Below are 24,152 nucleotides of genomic sequence, written 5' to 3'. Positions count from 1 at the left end.
CGTCGGTGCGCGCGGGCGGACCGACCACGGACACCCTACGCATCCTCGCCCACACGCCTCGGGCCGCCGACCGCCCGGACGGTACCGTTGCGCGGGTGAAGACCGAGCACGACCCCGCAGGCCCGGGCGTCGTCGTCGCCGTCGTCGGCCCGACGGCCACGGGGAAGTCCGACCTCGCCCTCGACCTCGCCGAGCGCCTGTCCGTCCCCGGGGCGCCCGCGGAGATCGTCAACGCCGACGCCTACCAGCTCTACCGCGGCATGGACGTCGGGACCGCGAAGGTCCCCGTCGCCGAGCGCCGCGGCGTGCGCCACCACCTCCTCGACGTGCTCGACCCCGCCGAGGACGCGTCCGTGGCCCGCTACCAGGCCGAGGCCCGCCGCGTGCTCGACGAGATCGCCGCCCGGGGGGCGCGCGCCGTCGTCGTGGGCGGCAGCGGGCTGTACGTCCGCGCGCTCCTCGACGACATGCGCTTCCCGGGCACGGACCCCGCCGTGCGGGCGGCGCTCGAGGCGCGCGCCGAGGAGCAGGGCCCGCGCGCGCTGCACGACGAGCTCCTCCGGCGCGACCCCGCGGCGGCCGCGAGCATCGGCCCGGCCAACACCCGCCGGCTCGTCCGGGCGCTCGAGGTCATGGAGCTCACCGGCGAGCCGTTCACGGCGAACCTCCCGCGCCAGGTCTACGTCCGCCCGACCGTGCAGATCGGTCTCGACTGCGACCGGGCCGTGCTCGACGCGCGGGTCGCCGGCCGCGTCGAGCGGATGTGGGAGCAGGGCCTCGTGGCGGAGGTGCGCCGCGTCGAGGCGCGCGGCATGGGCCGCACGGCCCGGCGCGCCGTCGGCTACGCGGAGGTGCTCGCCGCGCTCCACGGCGAGACCACGCAGGACGCCGCGCGCGAGGCCGTCACCGCGAACACGCGGCGCCTCGCGCGCAAGCAGATGGGCTGGTTCGGCCGGGACCCGCGCGTCGGGTGGCTCGACGCGCAGTCGCCGACGCGCGTCGAGGACGCTCTCGCGCTCGTCGCCGCGGCGGACGAGCGCGCTGCCGCGCAGGGCACGGACGGGCACGACCCCGCGACCGTGCCGGGCATCGCCGTCGGGCCGGACGAGGCGGACAGCGGCGTGCCCGTGCGCCGTAGTCTGGGCTCATGACGCGCACCCGCTTCGCCAAGGGCCACGGGACCCGCAACGACTTCGTGCTCCTCGCCGACACGAAGGGCGAGCTCGACCTCACGCCCGAGCTCGTGCGCGCGCTCGCCGACCGCCGCGGCGGCGTCGGGGGGGACGGCGTCATCCGCCTCGTGCCGACCGCGCTCGTCCCGGAGTCGCGCGACGTGCTCGCGGAGGACCCGCACGCCATCTGGTTCATGGACTACCGCAACGCCGACGGCTCGGTCGCCGAGATGTGCGGCAACGGGGTCCGCGTCTTCGCGGCCTTCGCTGAGCGCCTCGGGCTCGTGAGCTTCGCCGGCGGCACCGAGGTCCCGGTCGGCACGCGCGCGGGCGTCAAGCGCGTGCGCAAGGAGGACGACGGCTGGTTCGCCGTCGACATGGGCCCGTGGTTCCTCCCCGGCGGGCGCCCCGCGCTCCAGGACGGCTACGACGCGACCGTCGTCGTGCGGGGCTGGGAGGTGCCGCGCCCGGCGCTCAGCGTCGACCTCGGCAACCCCCACACCGTCCTCGCCGTCGCGCGCGAGGACGTGCTCGAGCGCGCCGACCTCACCGAGGCGCCCGTCGTCGAGCCGCACCCGTCCCACGGGACCAACGTCGAGCTCGTGGTGCCCCTCGGCGAGACGACCGCGGACGACGGCACCGTCGTCGGGCACGTGCGCATGCGCGTGCACGAGCGCGGCGTCGGGGAGACGCCGTCGTGCGGCACGGGCGCGTGCGCGGCGGCGCTCGCGGTCCGCGTGTGGGGCGGCCCCGACGCGCCGGACACCTACCTCGTCGACGTCCCGGGCGGCACGGTGCGCGTGCGGGCGCTCCCGGGCGGCCGCGTCGAGCTCGCCGGTCCCGCGGTGCTCGTCCACGCGGGGGAGATCGACCTCGCCGCGCTCGTCCCGGGGACGCCGGTCCCGCCGGAGGACGACGCGCATCAGGGCGAGGACGGCCACGTGACCGCCCAGCCCGCCGAGCCGGTCGCGGCGGAGTCCGAGGGCGACCGCGCGCCGGTCTGACCGCCGGCTCAGCGGGGCGCGACGACCTCGAGGACGCGGAACCCCTTCGCGCTCGCGGCGCGCTCGACGACCGCGCCCGGCAGGAGCGGGGGCAGCGCCTCGGCGAGCCAGCGCTGGAGCGAGTCCGAGCCCAGGTTGCGCTGCACCACGAGGTGCGCGCTCGCGCCCGGCGCGAGCCGGGGCAGCCAGTGCAGGAGCATCCCGTGCAGGACGTCCTTGCCGACCCGGATCGGCGGGTTCGACCACAGCGCGGCGAGCGCGACGTCCTCGGGCACGTCGTCCGGGAGCACGGCCTGGACGTTGTCCAGCCCGAGACGCTGCGCGTTGCGGCGCACGAGGTCGAGCGCGCGCTCGTTGACGTCGACGGCCCACACGGTCGCCTCCGGCGCCTCGAGGGCCATCGTCAGGGCGACCGGGCCCCAGCCGCAGCCGAGGTCGAGGACGTGCGCGGGGCCGTCGTCGGGCCGGGCCGCGAGGACGTCGTCGAGCGGCGGGGTGGTGCGCAGGAGCACCTGCGTGCCGAGATCCAGCCGGCCGGGGGAGAAGACGCCCGAGGCGACCTCGACCTCGACGTCGCGGCCCGCGAGCCGCACGGAGATCGTGCGGCGCTCGGCGGCGGACGCGGGCCGGGCGGTGAAGTAGTGGTCCGCCGCGCCGTCGGGCGCGGCGTCGACGGCGGGGTCCTGGTCCTCGGTCACGTCGGCCGATCCTACGCGGGCGCGCCCACGTCACGAGGCGGTACGGCGCACCGGGCCGCCCGTCGTGGGCTTAACCACTGGCCTCGGGACGATTTCGCGTGCCACGCTTGTTGTCACACCCGGACGCACGAGCGCCCACCACCGACGGAAGGCGGCACATGAGCCCAACCCCTGCGAACACTCCGAACCCCACCTCGGCTCAGGACGAGCCGACCGGCGCGACGCGGGACATCGCGAGCGACGTCGTGGCGCGGGTGCTCGCTCGGGCCGGGACGGCACGCGCCGAGGGCGGCACGGTCCACACGGAGCACGACGGCGAGCAGCTCGAGCTCGAGGAGCGCAGCGCGCTGCGCCGCGTCGTCGGCCTGTCGACCGAGCTCGAGGACGTCACCGAGGTCGAGTACCGGCAGCTGCGCCTCGAGAAGGTCGTGCTCGTCGGGCTCTGGAGCCCCGGCGCCGACCCGCGCGAGGACGGCGCGCCCACGTCCGCCGAGGAGGCCGAGATCTCGCTGCGCGAGCTCGCCGCCCTCGCGGAGACCGCGGGCTCGCAGGTGCTCGACGGCGTGATCCAGCGCCGCGCGAAGCCCGACCCGGGCACGTACCTGGGCTCCGGCAAGGCCGCGCAGCTCGCCGACGTCGTCGCCGCCAGCGGCGCGGACACGGTCGTGATCGACGGCGAGCTCGCGCCCTCCCAGCGGCGCGCGCTCGAGGACATCGTCAAGGTCAAGGTCATCGACCGGACCGCGCTGATCCTCGACATCTTCGCCCAGCACGCCAAGTCGCGGGAGGGCAAGGCCCAGGTCGAGCTCGCCCAGCTCGAGTACCTCCTCCCGCGCCTGCGCGGCTGGGGCGAGTCGATGTCCCGCCAGGCCGGTGGCCAGGTCGGCGGCGCCGGCGCAGGCATGGGGTCGCGCGGTCCCGGTGAGACGAAGATCGAGCTGGACCGCCGGCGCATCCGCAACCGCATGGCCAAGCTGCGCCGCGAGATCCAGGCGATGGCCCCGGGGCGCGAGACGAAGCGCGCGTCGCGCAAGCGGCACGCCGTGCCGTCCGTCGCGATCGCGGGCTACACGAACGCGGGCAAGTCGAGCCTGCTCAACGCCATCACCGGCGCGGGCGTGCTCGTCGAGAACGCGCTGTTCGCGACGCTCGACCCCACGGTGCGCCGCACGCGCACCGAGGACGGCCGGGTCTACACGCTCGCCGACACCGTCGGGTTCGTGCGCGCGCTGCCGCACCAGCTCGTCGAGGCGTTCCGCTCGACGCTCGAGGAGGTCGGCGACGCCGACCTGCTGCTGCACGTGGTGGACGCCTCGCACCCGGACCTGGAGGGCCAGATCGCGGCGGTGCGCCACGTGCTCGCCGACATCCCGGGCGTGGAGGACCTGCCCGAGGTGATCGTGCTCAACAAGGCGGACCTGGCCGACCCGGAGACGATCGCGCGCATCCGGCTGCGCGAGCGCCGCACGGTCGTCGTGTCGGCGCACACGGGCGAGGGGATCGAGCACCTGCGCGAGCTCATCGCGCACGAGCTCCCGCGCCCGGACGTCGAGATCGACGTCGTCGTGCCGTACCACCGGGGCGACCTCGTGCACCGCGTGCACACCGAGGGCGAGATCGACCACGAGGAGCACACGCCCGAGGGCACGCTCCTGCGCGGCCGCGTCGCCCAGGCGCTCGCGACCGAGCTCGTGGGCGCCTCCGCCGGGAGCTGAGCCGCCCCCCGGGGACTCCCGGCGGAGCGGCGGGCCCGCCCGCTGGACCCGCCGTCGGCCCCACGCACGACCCCGCGTAGCCACGGCTGCGCGGGGTCGCGTGCGTCCCGGGCCGGTCCCGGGCCGGTCCACAGGGCCCCCGCCGCGTGGGTGCCCGACCGTAGAATCGGCAGGTGCCCCCCTCCACCCGTACCGCTCCCGTGCCCGACCGTCCGGACACGGAGGCGCCCGGGCAGGCGGCCGGTGATGTGCCCGCCGTCGAGGAGCTCCTCGATCTCGCGGTCACGCGCCTGGGCGGCGCGCGGCGCGACGGCCAGCGGACCATGGCGCGCGCCGTCACGGACGCCATCGAGGGTTCCGAGCACCTCGTGGTCCAGGCCGGGACCGGGACGGGGAAGTCGCTCGGGTACCTCGTGCCGGCCGTGCGCCACGCGGTCGCGACCGACGAGCGCGTCGTCGTCTCGACGGCGACCCTCGCCCTCCAGCGCCAGGTCATCACGCGGGACCTCCCGCTCGTGGCCGACGCCGTCGCGGACCGCCTCCCGCGGCCCGCGTCGATCGCGCTCCTCAAGGGCTGGCACAACTACCTGTGCGTGCACAAGATCGCGGGCGGCTACCCCGCGGACGAGACCACGCTCTTCGACCTCCCCGGCGAGGCGGCGGGCGCCGCCGACCACCCCGCCGCGCGCGGAGGGACGAGCATGGCGGCCCTCGGCGAGCAGGTCGTGCGCCTGCGGGAGTGGGCCGACGAGACGCCCACGGGCGACCGGGACGACCTCGTCCCCGGCGTGAGCGACAAGGCGTGGCGGCAGGTCTCCGTCACGGCCCTGGAGTGCCTGGGCCAGCGCTGCCCGCTGCTCGCCGAGTGCTTCCCCGAGCGGGCGCGCGCCGCGGCGCGCGAGGCCGACGTCGTCGTGACGAACCACGCGATGCTCGGCATCGCGGCCATGGGGTCGCCCGGGGTGCTGCCCGAGCACGACGTCCTCGTCGTCGACGAGGCGCACGAGCTCGCGGACCGCGTCACGGCCGCCGCGACGGTGGACCTGTCGGTCCCGGCGATCGAGAGCGCGGCGCGCCTCGCCCGCCGCCACGGCGGGGTCACGACGGACGCGCTCGACGCCGCGTCCGCCGCGCTCGGCACGGTCGTCGGGTCGCTGCCCGCAGAGCGCTTCCCCGACGGCCTGCCCGACGCCGCACGCTCCGCCGTCGCGGCGGTGCGGGACGCCGCGCGCGAGGTGCTCTCCACGCTCAAGCCCGAGACCGGCGTGACCAAGCCGGCCCAGCCGGACACGGGCCTGAAGATGGCGCAGTCGACGATGCTTCAGCTCTTCGAGGTCGCCGAGCGCATGGCGGCCGACCCCACGGGCCACGACGTGCTGTGGTGCTCGCGGCCGGGGGAGGGCGGCTGGTCCGGCGACCGCTTCGGCGACGGCGCGAGCCGCCTGCACGCCGCCCCGCTCGGCGTGGCGGGTCTCATCCGCACCCACCTGCTGGCGGAGCGCACCGGCGTCTTCACGTCCGCGACGCTCGCGCTCGGCGGGAGCTTCGACGCCGTCGCGCGCACCTTCGGGCTCGGCCCCGCGGCGACGGGCGGAGCCGCGGACGCGGGCGACGGCGACGCGCCGCGCTGGCGCGGGCTCGACGTCGGGAGCCCGTTCGACTACCCGCGCCAGGGCATCCTCTACGTCGCGAAGCGCCTGCCGGCGCCCGGCCGCGAGGCGTCGACCGAGCACCAGCTCGACGAGATCGCGGCGCTCGTCGAGGCCGCCGGCGGTCGGACCCTCGGCCTGTTCTCCTCGCGGCGTGCCGCGGTGGCCGCGGCCGAGGCGATGCGCGAGCGGCTGGACGTGCCGGTCCTGTGCCAGGGCGACGACCAGCTGCCGACCCTCGTGCGGGAGTTCGCCGAGGACCCGGCGACGTGCCTGTTCGGCACGCTGTCGCTGTGGCAGGGCGTGGACGTGCCCGGGCCGTCGTGCCAGCTCGTGCTCATCGACCGCATCCCGTTCCCGCGCCCGGACGACCCGGTGAAGTCGGCGCGGGCTCGGGCCGTCGAGGCCGCGGGCGGCAACGGGTTCATGCAGGTCTCCGCGACGCACGCGGCCCTCCTGCTCGCCCAGGGTGCCGGGCGGCTCGTGCGGTCCACGGCCGACCGCGGGGTCGTCGCGGTCCTGGACCCACGGCTCGTGACGGCGCGCTACGGGTCGTTCCTCACGCGGTCCATGCCGGGGTTCTGGCAGACGACCGACCGCGACGTGGCCACCGCTGCGCTCCGCCGCCTCGCCGCCCTAGGCTGAGCCCTTTCCAGCGACTTCACGGAGGCGACATGACGAGCACGTCACCGCAGGGCACCGGCGACGCGACCACGGGCGGTCCGGGAGGGGGAGCGCGGACCACGAAGCTCGCGATCGTCGGCGCCGGTGCCGTCGGCTCGACGCTGGCCTACGCCGCGCTCATGCGCGGCGCGGCGCGCACGGTGGCGCTCCTCGACGTCAACCGCGCGAAGGTCGAGGCCGAGGTCCTCGACCTCCAGCACGGCATCCAGTTCATGCCCATGGCGCGCGTCGAGGGGTCCGACGACGTCGCGGTGTGCGCGGGGGCCGACGTCGTCGTGGTCACGGCCGGCGCCAAGCAGAAGCCGGGTCAGACGCGCCTCGACCTCGCCGAGGGCACGATCGGGCTCATGCGGACGATCCTGCCGGGCCTCGTGGAGGTGGCCCCGGACGCCGTCTACGTCATGGTGACCAACCCCGTCGACATCGTCACGTACGCGGCGCTCAAGTTCTCGGGGCTGCCCCCGACGCAGCTCTTCGGCAGCGGCACCGTGCTCGACTCCTCGCGGCTGCGGTTCCTCGTGGCGCAGCACTGCGGCGTCGCGGTGCAGAACGTGCACGCGTACATCGCGGGGGAGCACGGCGACAGCGAGATCCCGCTCTGGAGCTCCGCGACGATCGGCGGCGCGCCGCTGCTCGAGTGGCAGGGCATCGGCGGTCGGGGACCGCTCACGGGCGACGTGCGCGACGAGATCGCGCGCGAGGTCGTGCAGTCGGCCTATCGGATCATCGAGGGCAAGGGCGCGACCAACTACGCGGTCGGGCTCGCGGGCACCCGGATCATCGAGGCGGTGCTCGCCGACGAGCACCGGGTGCTGCCCGTGTCGACGCTCCTCGACGGCATCTACGGGCTCGAGGACGTGTGCCTGTCGCTCCCGACGCTCGTCGACCGCCGGGGCGCGACGGAGCGCGTCGAGGTGCCGCTGGCGGACGACGAGCTCGCGGGCCTGCGCTCGTCCGCGGAGTCGCTGCGCGCGGTCGCGCGACGCTTCGGGCTCTGAGCCCACGGGCCCGTCGGGCCCCGCACGACGAGAGCCGGGCGGTCGAGGGACCGCCCGGCTCTCGTGCTGTCCGGAGCCCGCCCGCAGGCGCCCGGAGTCGGCTCGGGGACCGTTCAGAGGCTGCGCAGGACGGAGACGACGCGCCCCAGCACCTGGGCGTCGTCACCGGGGATCGGGTCGTACGCGGCGTTGTGCGGCATGAGCCACACGTGGCCGTCGGCGCGCCGCAGGCTCTTCACGGTGGCCTCGCCGTCGATCATGGCGGCCACGATCTCGCCGTTCTCCGCGACCGGCTGGCGCCGCACGACGACCCAGTCGCCGTCGCAGATCGCCGCGTCGATCATCGAGTCGCCCTGCACGCGCAGGAGGAAGAGCTCCCCCTCGCCGACGAGCTGGCGCGGCAGCGGGAACACGTCCTCGACGACCTGCTCCGCGAGGATGGGGCCACCGGCGGCGATGCGGCCGACGACGGGGACGTACGACGGCGCGGGGTGGGCCTCGTCGTACGCCGGCTCGGGGGTCGTGCCGGCCGGCGCGAGCGGGGTGGCGCGGCGGGCGTCGTCGGGCTGGACCACCTCGATGGCGCGCGGGCGGTTCGGGTCGCGCCGCAGGAAGCCCTTGCGCTCGAGCGTGGTGAGCTGGTGCTTGACGGAGGACGGGCTCGTGAGCCCGACGGCCTCGCCGATCTCGCGCATGCTCGGCGGGTAGCCGCGCTGCTCGACGCACGCGCGGATGGTCTCGAGCACGAGCCGCTGACGCGGGGTGAGCCCGTCACCCCCTGCCGACCCGTCCGGCAGCTCGCGCACCTCGGCGAGCCCCCGTGCCCTGTCCGTGCCTCGTCCCGCCATGGTCGCTCCGCCCTCGTCCGTCGCGTGCCGCCGGCGCCAGCCGGGCCTGCGGCCTCCCCTCCCCGGGACGTGCGCCCCGGGACCTCGGTCGCCCCTCCGGGTCCGAGCGGACATGTCCGGCGAACCGACCTGACCCCAGGCTAGGGGAGGATGCGACACGAATCAAACACCTGTTCGAGCATGTCTCGACTCTGTGGGTCGTTCGTGATAGACCTTCGTACAGATGTTCTACGTACAGGTGTTCGACCCGAGGGGGTCGGCGCGGAGATGAGACGGGCGCGCGGGTCCGATCGACCGGGGAAGGCGATCGGGCTCGCGGGCCGGGACGGAGGGGACATGAACACGGTGGCGATGGCGACGGCGGCACCGTCCACGCTCGGGCGAGGCGGTGCGGCGGTGCGAGGCGTGCGCCCGGAGGCGCCGCTGCGGCTCACGCGACGCGGCCGTGCGGTCCTCGTGCTCCTCGTGGCCGTCCTGCTCGTCCTTGCGGCGCGGGTCGGCCTGGCTGTCGCGGCCGGACCCGGGGAGCCGGTCGAGGTCCGCGTCCACGTCGTGAGCGCGGGGGAGACCCTGTGGGAGCTCGCCCAGGGCGTCGCGACCCCGGGCGAGGACCTCCGTGAGGTGGTCAGCGGGCTCGTCGAGCTGAACGGTCTGTCGTCGTCGGGCGTGCAGGCCGGCCAGACCATCCTGCTCCCGGTCGCCGAGCGGTGACGGTGCGCTCGGGAGTGGCCCGGGTCCTGTGACGCAGCACACGGTGCCGACGTGCGACAGGCTGCGGCTCGGGGTTGCGCCAGTGCGTTAGGTCCGCCTAAGTTAGTGTCACCTCACACGCCGGCTGGGGGGCTGGGCGGACGAGGCGAGGAGTCTGCGGACCACCGCGACTCCTGTGCACGTCGCCGCGCGCGAGGCGAGTCGCGCGCGAGATGGGGACGGGGGCGTCCCGACGGGGGCGGTCGACCACGACCGCCCCCGTTCTGCTGCCCGTGGCCGGGCGCGGCGTCGGCGTGTTGCACCGCGCGCCCGCGACGGCATACGTTCGTCGCGCCGACCTGTCGGCGCGACCCGCGGAGGAGCCCGCCATGCACTGCCCGTTCTGCCGTCACGCGGACTCCCGCGTCGTCGACTCCCGCACGTCCGACGACGGTGCCTCCATCCGCCGGCGACGCCAGTGCCCGGAGTGCAACCGCCGCTTCACGACGATCGAGACCGCCAGCCTGTCCGTGGTCAAGCGGTCCGGAGTGACCGAGCCCTTCTCGCGCGAGAAGATCGTCAACGGCGTCCGCAAGGCCTGCCAGGGGCGCCCGGTGAACGAGGACGACCTCGCCGTCCTCGCGCAGCGCGTCGAGGAGACCATCCGCGCGAGCGGGAGCGCCGAGCTCGACGCCTACGAGATCGGCCTCGCGATCCTCGGGCCGCTGCGCGAGCTCGACGAGGTTGCCTACCTCCGCTTCGCGAGCGTCTACCAGGCGTTCGACTCGCTCGAGGACTTCGAGAGCGCCATCACGTCGCTGCGTGTCGACCGGGAGGAGCGCGAGGCGGCGGCGGGCCGTGCGGCGGCCGAGGCCACCGACGACGCCGCGACCGACCGCGAGGCGGCACCCCAGCCCTGACGGTCACGCGACGGTTCCGCGCCGCGTGACTCGGCCCGAGGCTCGTGCCTCGCAGCCGGACACGGCTACAGGTCGCTGGACCGCGACGCCCAGATGTTGATGCCCGTGTCCACGGGGAGGTCGTCGACGGCCGCGAGCTCCTCGGGGGAGAGGTCGGGAGCGTCGAGGGCCGCGAGGTTGTCGTCGAGCTGGCGCGTCGAGCTCGCGCCGAGCAGGACCGACGTGACGCGCTCGTCGCGCAGCGCCCAGCGGATCGCCGTGGACGCGAGCGTCCGCCCGTGGGCGCGCGCGAGCGCGTCGAGGTGGCGCACGCGGTCGAGGTTCTCCTCCGAGAGGAACGCCGGGCGCAGCGGCCCGCCGCGCGCTGCGCGCGACCCGTCCGGGACCCCGTGGAGGTAGCGGTCCGTGAGCATGCCCTGGGCGAGCGGGGAGAACGCGACGACGCCGAGCCCTTCGTCGCCCGCGACGTCGAGCACGGTGGCCCCTGCCTCGTCGGGGGGGTCGGGGGCCTCGATCCACCGGTTGAGCATGGAGTAGGAGACCTGGGTGACGACGAGCTCGACCCCGACGTCGGCCGCGACCCGCAGGGCCTCGCGCGTCCGGCGCGCCGAGTACGACGAGATGCCGGCGTAGCGGGCGCGCCCCGACCGGACCGCCGTCGCCAGCGCACCGATGGTCTCCTCGAGCGGGGTGGAGGGGTCGTAGCGGTGCGAGTAGAAGATGTCGACGTGGTCGAGCCCGAGCCGGCGCAGCGACGCGTCGAGGGACGAGAGCAGGTACTTCCGGGACCCGCCCTCGCCGTAGGGACCGGGTCCCATGCGGTAGCCCGCCTTGGTGGTCACGACGAGCTCGTCGCGCACGGGCCGGAGCTCGCGCGCGAGCAGCCGGCCCAGCGACTCCTCCGCGGCGCCGCCGGGCGGCCCGTAGTTGTTCGCGAGGTCGAGGTGCGTCACGCCACGGTCGACGGCGTGCAGCACGATCTCGCGCTGCGTCGAGAAGGGGTCGGCGACGCCGAAGTTCTGCCAGAGCCCGAGCGCGACCTCCGGCAGGCGCAGGCCGCTCCGGCCGAGCGCGCGGTGCGGGAGCTCGGCACGCGCCGGCGCGGGACCGCCTGTGGCGTGGGGAGGAGCGGGGGAGACCTGCGGCGTGGGATCGGGCGACACGTCCCGACGCTACCCGACGGCGTTCGCCACGCGGTCGTCGGCGCTCGCGGCGCGGTCGCCAGCGCCGGCGCCCGCAAGGCCGGGACGGCCGGTCCGAGCGGACAAATCAGGTGGCGTCGGGCCGCCCGGTGGGGGAGGCTGGCGGGGTGCCCGCAGCGTCGGGCCGACCGCAGTGCCCCCACCGAGTTCCCCGTCGACGAGGAGACCGCCATGGCGTCCGACCAGCAGCGACCCGCTGCAGAGACCGCACCGACCGAGGAGGCCAAGGCGAAGTTCCGGGAGGCGCTCGACCGGAAGAACGCCGCGCGCCACCGCACGGCGGACGGCGAGTCGAACACGGGCTCCGTGCACGGCTCGGAGACCGTCGGACCGGTCCAGCGCACGTTCCGCCGCAAGTCCGGCTGAGCAGCACCCCCGACGTCCGGTCGTCCCCTGCGGGGCGGCCGGACGTCGTGCGTCCGGGGGACTAGGGCTCCGCGCGCGCGAAGCGTCGTCCGGTGAGCTCGTGGGCCTCGACCACGACCCACTCCTCGGTCGGGACGTCGACGGTGGGGACGAGCGGGTCCGCACCCTCCCGGACGGGATCCACCTCGTGCTCGGTGCGCAGACGGTGGGCGGTGCCGCGGGCGACGACGCTCCACGCCCCGTCGTCGTCGACGTGGTCCCACTCCAGGGCGACCCGCTCGTTGATCGCGAGCGTCGCGAGCTTCGTGCCGGGGACCGTGCGGAACGCGAGCGTGCGCTCGTGCGCCCGCACGGTGACGGGGTAGATGTCCGGCTCGCCCCGCACGCTCACGGCGAGGCGTGCGACGTGGGTCCCCTCCACGAGGTCCCACGACGCGTCGGCGTCGAGGATCTGCGGCGCGTCGTGCGTGTATCCGGTCATGCCTCATCGTGGCACCGGCGCGCGAGAGGCGCTCAGCGGCGAAGGTCACGGCCGCCGGGGACCTTCGCCGCGTGCGGACGGGCCGCGCGCGGCGAAGGCTCGCCCGCTGCGTCAGTCGAGGATGCGCAGGGCGATCGTCTGCTCCATCGCGGCCAGCGCCTCGATGACGGCGGGCTCCACGCGCGAGCCGACGTCGGTGACGACGTAGCCGATCTCGCCGCGGGTGGCGAGGAGCTGGCCCTCGATGTTCGTCCCGTGCTCGGCGAGGGTCGCGTTGACGGCGGCGAGGACACCGGGGGTGTTGCGGTGCAGGTGCGTGATGCGCGTGATGCCCGTCGTCTGCTCGAGCGCGAGGTTCGGCACGTTGACGCTGAGCGTCGTGGAGCCGGTGGTGAGGTAGTCGCGCAGCTTGGCGGACACGAACTGCCCGATCGCCTCCTGGGCCTCCTCCGTCGAGCCGCCGATGTGCGGCGTGAGGATGACGTTCGGCAGGCCGCGCAGCTCGGAGTCGAACGCGTCGCCCTTGCGCTTGGGCTCGTGCGGGAAGACGTCGACCGCGGCGCCGGCCACGCGGCCCTCGACGATCGCCTCGCGCAGCGCGCCGTAGTCCACCACGAAGCCGCGCGACAGGTTGAGGAAGATCGAGCCCGGGCGCATGCGGGCGAACTGCTTGGCGCCGAAGAGCCCGGCGTTGCCCTGGCGCCCGTCGACGTGGAGCGTGACGACGTCGGCCTGCTCGAGCAGCTCGTCGAGCGTGTCCATGCGGCGCGCGTTGCCGAGCGCGAGCTTCTCCGCCGTGTCGTAGAAGACGACCGACATGCCGAGGTTCTCGGCGACCACCGAGAGCTGCGTGCCGATGTTGCCGTAGCCGACGATGCCGAGCGTGCGTCCACGAACCTCGTGCGCGCCCTCCGCCGACTTGTCCCAACGCCCCTCGTGCAGCGCGCGGTCGCGCTCGGTGAGGCGGCGCGTGAGCGCGATGATCTCGGCGAGCGCGAGCTCGACGACGGAGCGGGTGTTCTGGAACGGCGCGTTGAACACGGCGACGCCCTGCGTCGCGGCCGAGCGCAGGTCGATCTGGTTCGTGCCGATGCAGAACGCGCCGAGCGCCACCAGGTCGGGGGCGTTCTCGAGCACGTTCGCCGTGACGTTCGTCTTGGACCGGATGCCGAGCAGGTGGACGCCGTCGAGCGCCTCGATCAGCTCGGACTCGTCGAGGGCCCCGGTGCGGACGGTGACGTCGATGCCCGCGGCCTCGAGGTTCGAGGCGGCGAGGGGGTGCAGGTTTTCGAGGAGGAGGGCGCGTAGCACGCCCCCATGGTGCGCCCGTCCCGCGGTCCGGACCAAACGGGTCTTGACCCTCGGGACGAGGTGACCCCGCGTCCGGACCCGACCGCTCTCAGGCTCGGGCGCCCCGTGCGTCGTCCGACGGCGCGGGGGCGACCCCGGCGGGCAGCGGGCGCGCGTGCACGACGACGAGGCGCTGGGTCGGCCGCGTCATGGCGACGTACAGGTCGGACGGGCCCGAGGGCCCGGTCGCGACGTCGGCGGGCTCGACCAGCACGACGGCGTCGAACTCCAGCCCCTTGACCTGCACCGGGTCGAGCACGACGACCGGGTCCTCGCCGGCCGCGTCGGCGAGCCCGAGCGCGGCCCGCAGCGCGGGGACCGCGGGCGCGGCCGCGACGACGGCGACGCGGCCGGACTCCGCGGCGACGAACTCGGCGCGCGCGGCCTCGGCCTCGGCCCGGACGCGTGCCTCCAGCGCGCCCGGTGCCACCTCGACCACGCGCAGGGCGTCCTCGACGTCGCGCGCGGACGTGAGCGGCGAGACCGGGAGGCCGGCCGCGACGGCCGCGCGTCGGGCCGCGTCCGCGACGGAGGCCGGGGTGCGGTAGTTGACCGTGAGCTCGGCGAGCCGCCACGCGTCGCGGAAGACCGGCTCGAGCATGCCCTTCCACGACCGGGCACCCGCGAGCGAGGACGTCTGGGCGACGTCGCCGACCACCGTGAACGACCGCGTCGGGCACCGGCGCACGAGCATGCGCCACGCCATGGCGGACAGCTCCTGCGCCTCGTCGACCACGACGTGGCCGTAGGTCCACGTGCGGTCCTGCGCGGCGCGCTCGGCGGTGGTCAGGCGGGGGCCGCTCGCGGCGAACCGCTCGGCGAGCACGTCGGCCCCGACGATCCCGCCGCCCGCACCGGACGACTCGAGCACCTGCCGCGCGTACTCGAGGTCCTGCGCGCGCTGCGCCGCGCGCGCGGCGGCCTCGGCCCGCTCCGCCTGGTCGTCCTCGCCGAGGAGCTCCGCCGCCTCGTCGAGGAGCGGCACGTCCGCGGGGGTCCACGGCGCACCCTTCGCCCGCTCGAGGAGCCGTCGGTCCTCGGGGGAGAGCTCGGGCGCGGCCTCGGCGAGCCGGTGCGGCTTGGTCCACAGGTCCTCGACGAGGCGCTCGGGCGTGAGCGGCAGCCAGGCCAGGTTGAGCGCGACGCGCACGTCGCGGTGGGAGCGCAGGTCCTCCAGCGCGAGCGCGCGGTCCTCGCCGACGAGCGGCTCGCCGAGCTGGCGCCCGTACTGCTCGACGAGGCGCGAGAGCATCTCGCGGACGAACGTGACGCGCGCGAGGTTGTGCGGCTTGTGGGTGCGCCGTGCCTTCGCGATGGCGTCGCGCACGTCGCGGCGGCGGATGACGAGGTCGTGGCCGTCGAGACGGACCTGCACGTCGGCCGCGGGCACGCGCTCGCGCGCGCGCACGGCCCGGCGGACCGCACGGGCCATGACCGCCCGACCCTTGACGCGCGCGACGCGCGGGTCCTCCTCGCCGTCGGCGACGACGCCGGGCAGGAGGTCGGCGATGGTCGTGCTCACGACGCCGGTCTCGCCGAGCGACGGCAGCACCTGGTCGATGTAGCGCAGGAACGAGAGGCTTGGGCCGACGAGCAGGACGCCCGAGCGCTCCAGCAGCCGCCGGTGCGCGTACAGCAGGTAGGCCGCGCGGTGCAGGGCGACCGCAGTCTTGCCCGTGCCGGGCCCGCCCTGGACGACGAGCGCCCCCGCGAGCTCGGAGCGGATGATCGCGTCCTGCTCCGACTGGATCGTGGCGACGATGTCGCCCATGCGCCCGGTGCGGCCCGCGGCCATCGCGGCGAGCAGCGCGCCCTCGCCCGAGAGCGTCGTGCCGGTCACGGCCTCCGGGGCGTCGAGGTCGAGGAGCTCGTCCTCGAGCCCCGTCACGGCACGACCGCGCGTCACCAGGTGCCGACGGCGCACGACGCCGTCCGGGTGGGCCGCCGTCGCGCGGTAGAACGCCTGGGCGGCGGGCGCGCGCCAGTCCGTGAGGAGGCTCGAGTGCTCTTCGTCGGTGAGGCCGATGCGCCCGACGTAGCGCAGGGTGCCGTCGTCGAGGTCGAGGCGGCCGAACGCGAGGCGGTCCTCGACCGCGTCGAGCTGCGCGACGCGGTCCTCGTACAGCGTCGCGAACGCGTCGCGCTCGCTGCGGTTCTGCGGCGAGCCCGACGGGCCGGACCGTCGGACCTCGTCGAGGCGTGCCCGGGCGGCCGCCCGCAGCTCGTCGAGGCGCGCGTAGAGGGTGTCCACGACCTCCTGCTCGAGCCGGAGCTCGTCGTTGCGTCCCACGCTGTCCCTTCCTCGACCGGCGCCGCGCCGCCCGCGCGGCCGTCCATTATGGCGTACGACGGCCGTCCCGGGGACCGGCGACCGGCGCGTCCTGGCGCCGTGACCGGGCCGGACGCGCGCCTGCGGCTAGGATCGTGGCCCATGGCGACCAGAGGGGAGCGGGCGTCGTGACCGGGAGCGAGCGTCGAGCCCCGGGCCGACCCTCCGCGCGCGGCGACGACGCCGCCGGACCGGACCAGGCGCACCCGGGGCGCGCCGTGCTGGCCCCGACGGACGAGCTCCGGATCCTGCTCGTGGAGGACGACGACGGGGACGCGATCCTCGTCGAGGAGCTGCTGGCCGACGGCAACCTCAAGGTCGAGCTGCACCGCGCGACGACGCTGGACGGCGCCCTCGAGATGGTCGTCTCCCACGACGTCGACTGCGTGCTGCTGGACCTGGGCCTGCCCGACTCGGTGGGCCTGTCCGCCGTCGAGCGCGTGCGCGCGGGGTCGCGGCCGCCGGCGCTCGTCGTCCTGACCGGCCACTCGGGCATCGACCTCGGCGTGCAGGCGGTCGCCGCGGGCGCCGACGACTACCTCGTCAAGGGGGAGGTCGACGGCGACCTGCTCGGGCGGTCCGTGCGCTACGCGGTCCAGCGCCGCATGTCCGTCGAGCAGCAGCGCGCGCTGTACCGCAGCGAGGTCCGCGCGGCCGAGACCGCGCGCCTCGAGCGCGCGCTCCTGCCGACCCCGCTCGTGCAGGACGACCGCCTCGACGTCATGGTCGGCTACGTGCCGGGCGGCAACGGCCTGCTCGGCGGCGACTTCTTCGACGCGGTCGAGCGCCCGGACGGGACGGTCCTGTGCGTCATCGGGGACGTCGCGGGGCACGGCCCGGACGAGGCCGCGCTCGGCGCGACGCTGCGCACGGCCTGGCGCACCATCGTCCTCAGCGAGACCCAGCCGGAGGCGATCCTGCCGCTGCTCGAGCGCGTGCTCGTGCCCGAGCGCGCTCGCCCGGAGGTGTTCGTCACGCTCTGCCAGGTCGTCGTCTCCGCGGACCGCCGCAGCGCCGAGGTCTACCTCGCGGGCCACCTCGCGCCGCTGCTGCTGCGCGACACGGCGTCGGAGATCACGCCGACGTCGCGCGGCCGCGCCCTCGGCATCCCGGTCGCGGGCGGCTGGACGTCGCAGCCCGTCGAGCTCGGCGAGCGCTGGGCCCTCATGCTCTACACCGACGGCCTCGTCGAGGCGACCGTCGCGGGAGCCGGGGCGGGCGACGCGCGGACCCGCCCCGAGCGCGTCGGGGTCGACGGCCTGCGCCGCGCCGTCGACAGCGCGCTGGAGCAGGGCGTCGAGGGCGTCGTCGAGCGGGTCTTCCGTCGTGTGCGCGACCTCCACGGCGGCCCCCTCGCGGACGACGCTGCTCTCCTCGTGCTCGGGTGGGACGGCGAGGGCACCTCCCCGGGCGAGCGGTCGGCGACCCTCGCGGACTCGGACGAGTGGGCCCGGTGAGCGCCGCCGGCGACCGCAGGCGCGCGGGCGAGCGTCGTGCCCCGACGCTGCGTCGGCGGCTCGGCTGGGCGCTCGTCGTCGCCGGGGTGATCCTCCTCGGCGTGCTGGCGACGTCCGCGATCGCGCTGTCGCGCGTCCTCACCCTCCAGACCGACGTGACAGGGCCGTTCTTCGACGCGGTGAGCGAGGCGGACGGCGCGTACGTCGGCCTGCTCGACGCCGAGGTCGCGGTGCGCGCGTACGTCGCCACGGGCGACGCGACGGCGCTCGAGGCCTACACGCGCGCGGTGGGCGTCGACGCCGAGGGCGTCGTCCCCGACGCCGCGCTCGTCGACCGTCTCGGCCTCGACGACGAGCTCGCCGGGACGCTCGCCCAGGCCGAGTCCTCGGTGCGCGCCTGGGTCTCCGACGCGGCCGAGCCCGCCATCGCCACCACCGAGGCGCAGGGTCCCGGGCGCGTGCGCGCCGTCGACCAGGCGCGCGGCGCCGAGCTCTTCGCGGCGGCGCGCGCCGACACCGCGCAGTACGTCGACCAGCTGCGCGACGAGCGCGTCGAACGCCTCGACGCGCTCGACCGGTGGAGCCGCGCCCTGTTCGGGAGCGTCCTCGTCCTCGTCGGCTCGGCGCTCGCGGTCGGCATCATCCTGTGGGTCTGCCTCAAGCGCTGGGTCACCGAACCCATGGCCGAGCTCGCGCACCGCGTGCGGCGCGTGAGCTCCGGGAGCCTCGACGAGCCGGTCGTCACGTCCGGGCCCGCCGAGATCGCGGACCTCGCGCAGGACGTCGAGCACATGCGCGTCGAGCTCGTCAGCCAGGTCGCGGAGATCAAGGCGTCGCACGAGGACGCGGCGCGCTCGCACGAGCTGCTCGCCGAGCAGGCGCGCGAGCTGGAGCGCTCGAACCGCGACCTGGAGCAGTTCGCGTACGTCGCCTCGCACGACCTCCAGGAGCCGCTGCGCAAGGTCGCGAGCTTCACGCAGCTCCTCAAGAAGCGCTACGGGGGCGAGCTCGACGACCGCGCCGACCAGTACATCGACTTCGCGGTCGACGGCGCGAAGCGCATGCAGCGCCTCATCCAGGACCTGCTCGGGTTCTCCCGCGTCGGCCGGACGGGCACCGAGCGCGTCGACGTCGACCTCGAGGACGAGCTCCGGGGCGTGCTCGAGGACTTCTCCGACAAGATCGCGGAGTCCGGGGCGCGCGTCACGCACGACCCGCTCCCCGTCGTCGTGGGGGAGCAGGCGCTCCTGCACCAGCTCCTCGCGAACCTGGTCGGCAACGCGCTGAAGTTCCGCCACCCGGACCGGGCGCCCGTCGTGCACGTCGGCGTGCTCGCCCGCGACACCCACTGGGAGCTGTCGGTCGAGGACAACGGGATCGGCATCGACCCGCAGTACGCCGACCGCGTGTTCGTGATCTTCCAGCGCCTGCACGCCAAGGACGTGTACGAGGGCACGGGCATCGGCCTCGCGCTGTGCAAGCGCATCGTCGAGTACCACGGCGGGCGCATCTGGATCGAGCCGCGCGAGGGCGGGACGACCATCCGCTTCACGCTCGCCCACGCCTACGTGCAGGCCCAGGTCGGCTACGCTCGCTCCGACCCCGGCGGCGCCGGTCCGGACGCTCCGGCCCCCGCGCGCCCCGACGACGAGGAGAGCCCCGCATGAGCCACGGCAGCAAGCCGATCGACGTCCTCCTGGTGGAGGACGACCCGGGCGACGTGCTCATGACCCGCGAGGCGTTCGAGGACCACAAGGTCACCAACCGCCTCTCGGTGGTGTCCGACGGCGTGAGCGCGCTGCAGTTCCTGCGCAAGGAGGGGGAGCACGCGGGCGCCCCGACGCCCGACCTCATCCTCCTCGACCTCAACCTGCCCCGGATGGACGGGCGCGAGGTCCTGGCCGAGCTCAAGGCCGACGACGCGCTGCGCAAGATCCCCGTCGTGGTGCTCACGACGTCGGAGGCCGAGGAGGACGTGGTGCGCAGCTACTCGCTGCACGCCAACGCCTACGTCACCAAGCCCGTCGACTTCGACCGCTTCATCGACGTCGTCCGGCAGATCGACGACTTCTTCGTCTCCGTGGTGCGCCTCCCCGGTCGCTGACCGCCGGCGCAGCCGGCCGGGAATGATCCCTGGCCCGGGGCGCGTTACCTCGTCAGGCCCGCAGCGCGCCACCGGCGGCGCACGGGCGAAGGACGTGACGAGGAGGATGCATGCTGGACCCTCGCGGGATCTACGAGCTCGACGAGCAGGCCGTGGCGCGCCTGTGGCCCACGCCGCCCGAGGCGGGCTCCGGGCCGGTGCTGCTGCACGCGGTCGCGGGGTTCGTCGACGCGGGCAGCGCGGGAGAGGTGGCCGTCGACCACCTGCTGGAGATCGGCGAGGTCACCCGCCTGGTGACGTTCGACGCCGACCAGCTCATCGACTACCGCTCGAAGCGGGCCACGATGACCTTCAGCACGGACCGCTGGTCCGACTACGACGAGCCCTACCTCGTCGTCGACCACGTGCGCGACGCCGAGGGCACCGGCTTCCTGCTGCTGCACGGCGCCGAGCCGGACGTCCAGTGGGAGCGCGTGGTCGCCGCGGTGCGCGACGTCGTCGAGCGCCTGGGCGTCTCGCTCGTCGTGGGCTTCCACGGCATCCCGATGGGCATCCCGCACACGCGGCCGCTCTCGGTGACGGCGCACGCCACGCGCCCCGAGCTGCTCGGCGAGCACACGTCGTGGTTCGGGACGGTCAAGGTCCCGGCCAGCCTCGCCGCGCTGCTCGAGCTCCGGCTCGGGCGCGCCGGCCACGACGCCGTCGGCTACACGGTGCACGTGCCGCACTACCTCGCCCAGTCGTCGTACCCGCCCGCGGCGGTCGTCGCGCTCGAGCACGTCCAGCGCGTGACGGGCCTCGACCTCGCCACCGGCGGCCTCGCGGACGCGGTCCAGGACGCGAAGACCGAGGTCGAGCGCCAGGTGCGCGACTCCGAGGAGGTCGCGGCCGTGGTCCGGGCGCTCGAGGAGCAGTACGACGCCTTCGCCCGCTCGGTCGGACGCACGAGCCTGCTCGCCGAGTCGGCGCCGATCCCCACGGCCGACGAGCTCGGCGCGGAGTTCGAGCGCTTCCTCGCGCAGCAGTCGGGGGAGTGACGGCGCCCTCCTCCACTCAGGGGAGTATGTGCCGAAAAATCAGCACGAGAGGGCCCGTTCTCCGTGGCGGACCTGACGTGGTCCATGCCACACTGTGGCCTGTTGCAGTGACGTACTTGCGCACGACCCGGTGCACGGCCGGTACGTGGGTCCGCCCGGCGGGGCGGTCCGGCGTCGGGCCTGCCGGCCGCACACGGCCGGGGCGCCGGCGAAGGACGTGGGACATGGCATTGCGGCGCACGGGGGTGGACGAAGGGTCCGCCTGCTGATGTCCCCGGATGGACAGAAGGTCAGAGGAACAGCATGGCGCAGGGTTCTGTGAAGTGGTTCAACGCCGAGAAGGGCTTCGGCTTCATCGCGCAGGACGGCGGCGGTGCCGACGTCTTCGTGCACTACTCGGCGATCGAGACGAACGGGTACCGCACGCTCGACGAGGCGCAGCGGGTCGAGTTCGAGATCACCCAGGGGCCGAAGGGCCCGCAGGCGGAGAAGGTCCGCCCGCTCTGACGTCCACGACGTCCTGCGGTCGGGTCACCCGGTCGTAGCAGCAGCGCAGGAGCCGCGTCCCCTCCGGGGCGCGGCTCCTGGCGTGTCAGCCCTCGCCCGTCGCCCCTGCGTGCTCGTCGGGCGCCGGCCGCGCGGGCGTGGTGACCCCGGGAGCGGGCCCCTCGGAGGCGGGGTCAGCGGGCGTGGGGTCCGGGAGGGGCGCCGCCGGGCCGACGAAGGTCCGCAGCTCGCTCCCCACGAGGACGCGCGCGGGCACGGCCAGCGAGCGCACGGCGCGCGCGAGGCCCGGGCCGGTCAGGGCAGGCCCGGCACCGCCCGGCGCGACCGCGGCGAGCACCACGTTCCCGTACCGGCGGCCCTTGAGCTGTGCGGGCTCGGCGATCGCCGCGACGCGCCCCTCGTCCACGGCGCCGTCGCCCGCGCCGCCCGCGAACGCGGCGGCGAGCGTCGCGAGCTCGCGCCGAACCGACGCGAGGGGCGGCCGGTCCGCGCAGTTGACCAGGTAGACGCCGCCCGGTCGCAGGACGCGTCGCACCTCCTCGGCCATGCCGAGGGTCACGAGGTGGTCGGGCGTGCGGTCGCCGTGGAAGACGTCCCGGACCACGACGTCGAACGACGCGTCGGCGAGCCCTTCCACCGCGTGCCGGGCGTCGTCGGGCCGCAGCCGCAGGCGCGGGGAGCGCGGCAGGTCGAACCAGGTGCGGACGAGCTCCAGGAGGCGCGCGTCGAGGTCGACCCCGAGCTGCGTCGAGCCGGGCCGGGTGTGCTCGACCCAGCGCGGCAGGCTGCACCCGGCGGCGCCGAGGTGCAGCGCACGCACGGGTCCGGGGTGCAGCTCGTCGACCACCGCGGCCATCTGCTGCATGTACTCGAACGCGAGCATCCCGGGGTCGTCCAGGTCGAGGTACGAGCTCGGCACCCCGTTGACGTAGAGGGTGACCGCGGACGGGCGGTCGGGGTCGCGCTCGACGCGTGCGGTGCCCGTCGTGGTCGCGACGGGCTCGTCCGGGAGGTCGGACGCCGCTGGCCCGCCACGCGCGGCGCCCCGACGCCGGGGCGGTGTGGGTGGTGCGGAGGACCCTGGAGGGCGTCGGGAGGTGCGGCGAGCCATGTGCCCACCGTACGGGCTGCCGACACTCGGCACGTTGACAGGATCGAACAGGTGTTCGATAGTGGAGCAGGAGGTGCGCGATGTCGAACGAAGCAGGCGCGAGGGCGCAGGTCGTGGTTCCCGCCGAGGTCCGGCGGCTGCTCGCCCGCGCGGACGCGGAGCTCGTCGCGGCTGCGCTCGCGCAGGACGCGGGGGAGCGGTTCGTCCACGCCCACCTCGGTGCGCTGCGGGCCGCGTCCGCGGTCGTCGCGCTCCGTGCGCGCCCCGTGCGGCGTGGGCGCGCCCGCTCGGTGTGGGAGCAGCTCGCGGACGCCGAGCCCGCGCTCGCCGCGTGGTCGGTGTACTTCGCGAGCGGCGCGCGCGTCCGTGCCGCCGTGGACGCCGGGCGGATCGACGAGGTCGACCCGCGTCGCGCCGACGAGCTCGTCGCGTGCGCCGAGGACTTCCGCGACGAGGTCGCGATGCTCGTCGACCCGGACGCCGGCTTCGTCCGGCTCCCCGGGCTGCGGACGGTGGCGTCGTGACGACCCGGCCGGTCGGCCCGCGGGCACGGTGAGCACCCGATGAGCCGGGGTCCTCGTGCCGTCGTCCGCCGGGACTGGGGGGACGACGAGAGCGGCTGCTCGATCCTGCACGTCGACATGGACGCGTTCTTCGCCTCGGTCGAGCTCGCGCGGCGTCCCCAGCTCGTCGGGCGACCGGTCATCGTCGGCGGTGCCGAGCGGGGCGTCGTCCTGGCCGCCACCTACGAGGCGCGCGCGTTCGGCGTCCACTCGGCGATGCCCATGACGACCGCCCGCCGGCTGTGCCCGCAGGCGGTCGTCGTGCCGCCGGACCACGCGCGGTACCACGAGGTCTCGCGCTCGGTCATGGCCGCGCTCGGGGAGATCACCGCGCTCGTGGAGCAGGTGAGCGTCGACGAGGCGTTCCTCGACGTCAGCGGCGCGCGGCGCCGTCTCGGGCCGCCCACGCGGATCGCGGCCGCGCTGCGGCGTCGGGTCCAGGCGGACCACGGGATCACGTGCTCGGTCGGGATCGCGACCACGAAGTTCGTCGCGAAGCTCGCGTCCACGCACGCCAAGCCCGACGGCATGCTGCTCGTGCCCGCCGCGGCGACCGTGCCGTTCCTGCGCACCCTGCCGGTCGGGGCGCTGTGGGGCGTGGGCGAGCGCACGGAGGCCGTCCTCGCGCAGTGGGGCATCCGGACGGTCGCCGAGCTCGCCGACACCGACGTGGCGTCCCTGCAGACGGCGGTCGGCAAGGTCTCCGGGGCGCACCTGCACGACCTCGCGTGGGGTCGCGACCCGCGCCCCGTCCAGCCGGAGCGCTCGGAGCGGAGCATCGGCGCGGAGACGACGTTCGAGCACGACCTGCGCGACCTCGCCGCCGTGCAGGCGCGCGTGCTCGAGCTCGCCGACCGGTGCGCCGGGCGGCTCCGGCACCAGGGCCTCGTCGCCCGCACGGTGAGCGTGAAGGTCCGCACGAGCGACTTCCGGACCGTCACGCGCGCCCGCACGCTCGGCGCCCCGACGGACGTCGCGCGCGAGATCTACCTCGTCGCGCGCGAGCTCGTCGCGGGGGTGGACCTGCGAGGGCTCGCGGTCCGGCTCGTGGGGGTGCGTGCGGAAGGTCTCGAGCCGCGCGCGGAGGCCGTCGTCCAGCCCACGCTCGAGGAGGCCGTGGTGGAGACGAACGCCGTCCGACGGCGCGCGGAGGAGGCCGTCGACGCCGTCCGCGGCCGTTTCGGGGTGAGATCCATCGCGATGGGGCCCGCCCGGGCCCGCTCGACTACCACCCCCGCGGATGTCGATCTATCCTGAGGGTGTCACA

22 protein-coding genes are annotated in these 24,152 nt (G+C 75.3%); 15 read left to right on the top strand and 7 right to left on the bottom strand.

Features of this window, described 5'->3' with window-relative positions; translation table 11 throughout:
- Positions 1–95: 95 nt before the first annotated feature.
- On the top strand, positions 96–1,151 hold the full coding sequence (gene miaA, locus B9L22_RS17370) for a tRNA (adenosine(37)-N6)-dimethylallyltransferase MiaA (RefSeq protein WP_086151301.1): 1,056 nt from the start codon (positions 96–98) through the stop codon (positions 1,149–1,151).
- Entirely contained in the window at positions 1,148–2,176 is a 1,029-nt protein-coding gene (gene dapF, locus B9L22_RS17365) for a diaminopimelate epimerase (RefSeq protein WP_086151300.1), read from the top strand. Before miaA ends, dapF begins: the two co-directional genes overlap by 4 nt.
- Before the next feature lie 8 nt (positions 2,177–2,184).
- Here the strand turns inward: dapF and B9L22_RS17360 are convergent, their stop codons facing one another.
- Positions 2,185–2,874, bottom strand: coding sequence for a class I SAM-dependent methyltransferase (locus B9L22_RS17360; protein ID WP_086151299.1), 690 nt, complete (start codon positions 2,872–2,874; stop codon positions 2,185–2,187).
- A gap of 158 nt (positions 2,875–3,032) precedes the next feature.
- Between B9L22_RS17360 and hflX the strand changes: the two genes are divergently transcribed.
- The 3 genes from hflX to B9L22_RS17345 all read left to right on the top strand — a co-directional run bounded on the left by hflX (position 3,033) and on the right by B9L22_RS17345 (position 7,920).
- Complete coding sequence (hflX, locus tag B9L22_RS17355) at positions 3,033–4,589, top strand: GTPase HflX (RefSeq protein WP_086151298.1); 1,557 nt, start codon at positions 3,033–3,035, stop codon at positions 4,587–4,589.
- A 200-nt stretch (positions 4,590–4,789) separates the two neighbouring features.
- A complete protein-coding gene (locus B9L22_RS17350) occupies positions 4,790–6,883 on the top strand; it encodes an ATP-dependent DNA helicase (protein WP_369824868.1) in 2,094 nt (697 codons plus the stop codon).
- 29 nt (positions 6,884–6,912) lie between these two features.
- Entirely contained in the window at positions 6,913–7,920 is a 1,008-nt protein-coding gene (locus B9L22_RS17345; protein WP_021479748.1) for an L-lactate dehydrogenase, read from the top strand.
- Between the two features lie 113 nt (positions 7,921–8,033).
- On the opposite strand, the gene lexA is transcribed toward B9L22_RS17345, so the two are convergent.
- Positions 8,034–8,768, bottom strand: a complete 735-nt coding sequence (gene lexA, locus B9L22_RS17340) for a transcriptional repressor LexA (RefSeq protein ID WP_086151297.1) — start codon at positions 8,766–8,768, stop codon at positions 8,034–8,036.
- 336 nt (positions 8,769–9,104) lie between these two features.
- On the opposite strand from lexA, the gene B9L22_RS17335 reads away from it, so the two are divergent.
- Positions 9,105–9,479, top strand: a complete 375-nt coding sequence (locus B9L22_RS17335; protein WP_233140216.1) for a LysM peptidoglycan-binding domain-containing protein — start codon at positions 9,105–9,107, stop codon at positions 9,477–9,479.
- Positions 9,480–9,847: 368 nt separating this feature from the next.
- Positions 9,848–10,378 (top strand): transcriptional regulator NrdR, encoded by a 531-nt coding sequence (gene nrdR / locus B9L22_RS17330; protein WP_086151384.1) that lies wholly within the window; start codon positions 9,848–9,850, stop codon positions 10,376–10,378.
- Between the two features lie 65 nt (positions 10,379–10,443).
- On the opposite strand, the gene B9L22_RS17325 is transcribed toward nrdR, so the two are convergent.
- Positions 10,444–11,541, bottom strand: a complete 1,098-nt coding sequence (locus B9L22_RS17325) for an aldo/keto reductase (protein WP_086151296.1) — start codon at positions 11,539–11,541, stop codon at positions 10,444–10,446.
- Between the two features lie 210 nt (positions 11,542–11,751).
- Between B9L22_RS17325 and B9L22_RS17320 the strand changes: the two genes are divergently transcribed.
- The gene (locus tag B9L22_RS17320) at positions 11,752–11,946 is read left to right on the top strand and encodes a DUF5302 domain-containing protein (protein WP_031316400.1); all 195 of its coding nucleotides are present in this window, start codon (positions 11,752–11,754) and stop codon (positions 11,944–11,946) included.
- Between the two features lie 61 nt (positions 11,947–12,007).
- Here B9L22_RS17320 and B9L22_RS17315 read toward each other — a convergent pair whose 3' ends face one another.
- The 3 genes from B9L22_RS17315 to B9L22_RS17305 all read right to left on the bottom strand — a co-directional run bounded on the left by B9L22_RS17315 (position 12,008) and on the right by B9L22_RS17305 (position 16,067).
- The gene (locus B9L22_RS17315; protein WP_034655066.1) at positions 12,008–12,427 is read right to left on the bottom strand and encodes a pyridoxamine 5'-phosphate oxidase family protein; all 420 of its coding nucleotides are present in this window, start codon (positions 12,425–12,427) and stop codon (positions 12,008–12,010) included.
- A gap of 111 nt (positions 12,428–12,538) precedes the next feature.
- Positions 12,539–13,738, bottom strand: a complete 1,200-nt coding sequence (gene serA / locus B9L22_RS17310) for a phosphoglycerate dehydrogenase (protein WP_021482809.1) — start codon at positions 13,736–13,738, stop codon at positions 12,539–12,541.
- A gap of 88 nt (positions 13,739–13,826) precedes the next feature.
- Positions 13,827–16,067, bottom strand: a complete 2,241-nt coding sequence (locus B9L22_RS17305) for an AAA family ATPase (protein WP_086151295.1) — start codon at positions 16,065–16,067, stop codon at positions 13,827–13,829.
- A 167-nt stretch (positions 16,068–16,234) separates the two neighbouring features.
- Here B9L22_RS17305 and B9L22_RS17300 point away from each other — a divergent pair, with 167 nt between their 5' ends.
- The 5 genes from B9L22_RS17300 (at position 16,235) to B9L22_RS17280 (ending at position 21,211) form a co-directional block, all read left to right on the top strand.
- Positions 16,235–17,563: a PP2C family protein-serine/threonine phosphatase gene (locus tag B9L22_RS17300; protein WP_233140215.1), complete on the top strand. Its 1,329-nt coding sequence runs from the start codon at positions 16,235–16,237 to the stop codon at positions 17,561–17,563.
- A complete protein-coding gene (locus tag B9L22_RS17295) occupies positions 17,560–19,230 on the top strand; it encodes an ATP-binding protein (protein ID WP_086151382.1) in 1,671 nt (556 codons plus the stop codon). The genes B9L22_RS17300 and B9L22_RS17295 overlap by 4 nt, the downstream gene beginning before the upstream one ends.
- Positions 19,227–19,667: a response regulator gene (locus B9L22_RS17290; protein WP_021482350.1), complete on the top strand. Its 441-nt coding sequence runs from the start codon at positions 19,227–19,229 to the stop codon at positions 19,665–19,667. Before B9L22_RS17295 ends, B9L22_RS17290 begins: the two co-directional genes overlap by 4 nt.
- Before the next feature lie 110 nt (positions 19,668–19,777).
- Complete coding sequence (locus B9L22_RS17285; protein WP_021482349.1) at positions 19,778–20,704, top strand: proteasome assembly chaperone family protein; 927 nt, start codon at positions 19,778–19,780, stop codon at positions 20,702–20,704.
- A 303-nt stretch (positions 20,705–21,007) separates the two neighbouring features.
- On the top strand, positions 21,008–21,211 hold the full coding sequence (locus tag B9L22_RS17280; RefSeq protein ID WP_021482348.1) for a cold-shock protein: 204 nt from the start codon (positions 21,008–21,010) through the stop codon (positions 21,209–21,211).
- Between the two features lie 85 nt (positions 21,212–21,296).
- Here the strand turns inward: B9L22_RS17280 and B9L22_RS17275 are convergent, their stop codons facing one another.
- Positions 21,297–22,322, bottom strand: coding sequence for a spermidine synthase (locus tag B9L22_RS17275; protein WP_086151294.1), 1,026 nt, complete (start codon positions 22,320–22,322; stop codon positions 21,297–21,299).
- An 80-nt stretch (positions 22,323–22,402) separates the two neighbouring features.
- Between B9L22_RS17275 and B9L22_RS17270 the strand changes: the two genes are divergently transcribed.
- A complete protein-coding gene (locus B9L22_RS17270) occupies positions 22,403–22,846 on the top strand; it encodes an SAV_6107 family HEPN domain-containing protein (protein WP_086151293.1) in 444 nt (147 codons plus the stop codon).
- Between the two features lie 39 nt (positions 22,847–22,885).
- Positions 22,886–24,142, top strand: a complete 1,257-nt coding sequence (locus B9L22_RS17265; protein WP_021482845.1) for a DNA polymerase IV — start codon at positions 22,886–22,888, stop codon at positions 24,140–24,142.
- Positions 24,143–24,152 lie beyond the last annotated feature (10 nt).

The organism is Cellulosimicrobium sp. KWT-B, from assembly GCF_002127155.1.
In the GTDB taxonomy this organism is placed as follows: domain Bacteria; phylum Actinomycetota; class Actinomycetes; order Actinomycetales; family Cellulomonadaceae; genus Cellulosimicrobium; species Cellulosimicrobium funkei.
The sequence above is the reverse complement of the archived record's forward strand: the minus strand, read 5'-3'. Positions and strand labels throughout refer to the sequence as shown.